Source organism: Lactiplantibacillus sp. 30.2.29 (genome assembly GCF_018991255.1).
GTDB lineage: Bacteria > Bacillota > Bacilli > Lactobacillales > Lactobacillaceae > Lactiplantibacillus > Lactiplantibacillus pentosus.
The window spans coordinates 1-3,083 of sequence record NZ_JAGYGU010000072.1 but is presented as its reverse complement, the minus strand read 5'-3'; the positions used below and the strand labels follow the sequence as shown (position 1 = coordinate 3,083).

At 49.2% G+C, this 3,083-nt stretch carries 1 rRNA gene; it reads left to right on the top strand.

Annotation, left to right across the window (positions count from 1 at the left end):
• Window positions 1-137 precede the first annotated feature (137 nt).
• Window positions 138-3,058 (top strand): 23S ribosomal RNA (locus KGF65_RS16445).
• Window positions 3,059-3,083 lie beyond the last annotated feature (25 nt).

The following is a 3,083-nucleotide window of genomic DNA, read 5'->3' as shown; positions in this document are numbered from 1 at the left end:
AAACTTGTTCTTTGAAAACTAGATAATATCAAATATATTTTTTCATAATGAAACCGAGAACACCGCGTTTTTTGAGTTTTTTATTGAAGTTTAATTATCGCTAAACTCATTAATCGCATTTACCGTTAGGTAAATGAGGTTAAGTTAACAAGGGCGCATGGTGAATGCCTTGGCACTAGGAGCCGATGAAGGACGGGACTAACACCGATATGCTTCGGGGAGCTGTACGTAAGCTATGATCCGGAGATTTCCGAATGGGGCAACCCAGCAGTTTTAATCAACTGTTACCACTAGATGAATTCATAGTCTAGTTGGAGGTAAACGCTGTGAACTGAAACATCTCATTAGCAGCAGGAATATAAAGAAATTTCGATTCCCTAAGTAGCGGCGAGCGAACGGGGAACAGCCCAAACCAAAGTGCTTGCACTTTGGGGTTGTAGGACTGAACATTTGAGTTACCAAAGAACTTGATAGTCGAAGGATTTGGGAAAATCCGCCATAGATGGTGATAGCCCAGTAGATTAAATCAAATTCTCTCAGTTCAGGATCCTGAGTACGGCGGAACACGTGAAATTCCGTCGGAATCCGGGAGGACCATCTCCCAAGGCTAAATACTACCTAGTGACCGATAGTGAACCAGTACCGTGAGGGAAAGGTGAAAAGCACCCCGGGAGGGGAGTGAAATAGTTCCTGAAACCATGTGCCTACAATAAGTCAGAGCGCGTTAATGCGTGATGGCGTGCCTTTTGTAGAATGAACCGGCGAGTTATGATCCCGTGCAAGGTTAAGACTAAAAAGTCGGAGCCGTAGCGAAAGCGAGTCTGAAATGGGCGATTTGAGTACGAGGTTATAGACCCGAAACCAGGTGACCTATCCATGTCCAGGTTGAAGGTGCGGTAAAACGCACTGGAGGACCGAACCCGTGTAAGTTGAAAATTGCTGGGATGAGGTGTGGATAGCGGTGAAATTCCAAACGAACTTGGAGATAGCTGGTTCTCTCCGAAATAGCTTTAGGGCTAGCCTCGGATTAAGGATCATGGAGGTAGAGCACTATTTGGACTAGGGGCCCGTCTTGGGTTACTGAATTCAGATAAACTCCGAATGCCATTGATTCATGTCCGGGAGTCAGACGATGAGTGATAAGATCCACCGTCGAAAGGGGAACAGCCCAGACCATCAGTTAAGGTCCCTAAATGTATGCTAAGTGGAAAAGGATGTGGAGTTGCATAGACAACTAGGATGTTGGCTCAGAAGCAGCCACCATTTAAAGAGTGCGTAATAGCTCACTAGTCGAGTGATCCTGCGCCGAAAATGTACCGGGGCTAAGCATACTACCGAAACCATGGATGCGACCATTAGGTCGCGTGATAGGAGAGCGTTCTAAGGGCGGTGAAGCAAGATCGTGAGGACTTGTGGAGCGCTTAGAAGTGAGAATGCCGGTATGAGTAGCGAAAGATAGGTGAGAATCCTATCCACCGAATGACTAAGGTTTCCTGGGGAAGGCTCGTCCTCCCAGGGTTAGTCGGGACCTAAGTCGAGGCCGAGAGGCGTAGACGATGGATAACAGGTTGAGATTCCTGTACTAGTTAAGTGCGTTTGAGCAATGGAGGGACGCAGGAGGCTAAGATGTGCATTCTGTTGGATTAGAATGTCCAAGCAGTAAGTCTTGTGGAGAGTCAAATGCTTTTCACTTTAAGGACAAGCTGTGATGGGGAGCGAAATTTAGTAGCGAAGCGTCTGATGTCACACTGCCGAGAAAAGCTTCTAGTGAGTACTTAACTACCCGTACCGCAAACCGACACAGGTAGTCGAGGAGAGAATCCTAAGGTGAGCGAGTGAACTCTCGTTAAGGAACTCGGCAAAATGACCCCGTAACTTCGGGAGAAGGGGTGCTGATCGCAAGATCAGCCGCAGTGAATAGGCCCAGGCGACTGTTTATCAAAAACACAGGTCTCTGCAAAATCGTAAGATGACGTATAGGGGCTGACGCCTGCCCGGTGCTGGAAGGTTAAAAGGATGGGTTAGCTTCGGCGAAGCTCAGAATTGAAGCCCCAGTAAACGGCGGCCGTAACTATAACGGTCCTAAGGTAGCGAAATTCCTTGTCGGGTAAGTTCCGACCCGCACGAAAGGCGTAACGATCTGGGCACTGTCTCAACGAGAGACTCGGTGAAATTATATTGTCCGTGAAGATGCGGACTACCCGCGACAGGACGGAAAGACCCCATGGAGCTTTACTGTAGCTTGATATTGAGTGTTTGTACAGCTTGTACAGGATAGGTAGGAGCCATAGAAACCGGAACGCTAGTTTCGGTGGAGGCGTTGGTGGGATACTACCCTCGCTGTATGACCACTCTAACCCGCACCACTAATCGTGGTGGGAGACAGTGTCAGGTGGGCAGTTTGACTGGGGCGGTCGCCTCCTAAAAAGTAACGGAGGCGCCCAAAGGTTCCCTCAGAATGGTTGGAAATCATTCGCAGAGTGTAAAGGCACAAGGGAGCTTGACTGCGAGACAGACAGGTCGAGCAGGGACGAAAGTCGGGCTTAGTGATCCGGTGGTACCGTATGGAAGGGCCATCGCTCAACGGATAAAAGCTACCCTGGGGATAACAGGCTTATCTCCCCCAAGAGTCCACATCGACGGGGAGGTTTGGCACCTCGATGTCGGCTCATCGCATCCTGGGGCTGTAGTCGGTCCCAAGGGTTGGGCTGTTCGCCCATTAAAGCGGTACGCGAGCTGGGTTCAGAACGTCGTGAGACAGTTCGGTCCCTATCCGTCGCGGGCGTAGGAAATTTGAGAGGACCTGTCCTTAGTACGAGAGGACCGGGATGGACATACCTCTGGTGTACCAGTTGTGCCGCCAGGCGCATCGCTGGGTAGCTACGTATGGATGTGATAAACGCTGAAAGCATCTAAGTGTGAAACACACCTCGAGATGAGATTTCCCATTCCTTTATGGAAGTAAGACCCCTGAAAGATGATCAGGTAGATAGGTTAGAAGTGGCAGTGCGGTGACGCATGAAGCGGACTAATACTAATCGGTCGAGGACTTAACCAAGTAATTGGTGTTCCGGTTCATATGA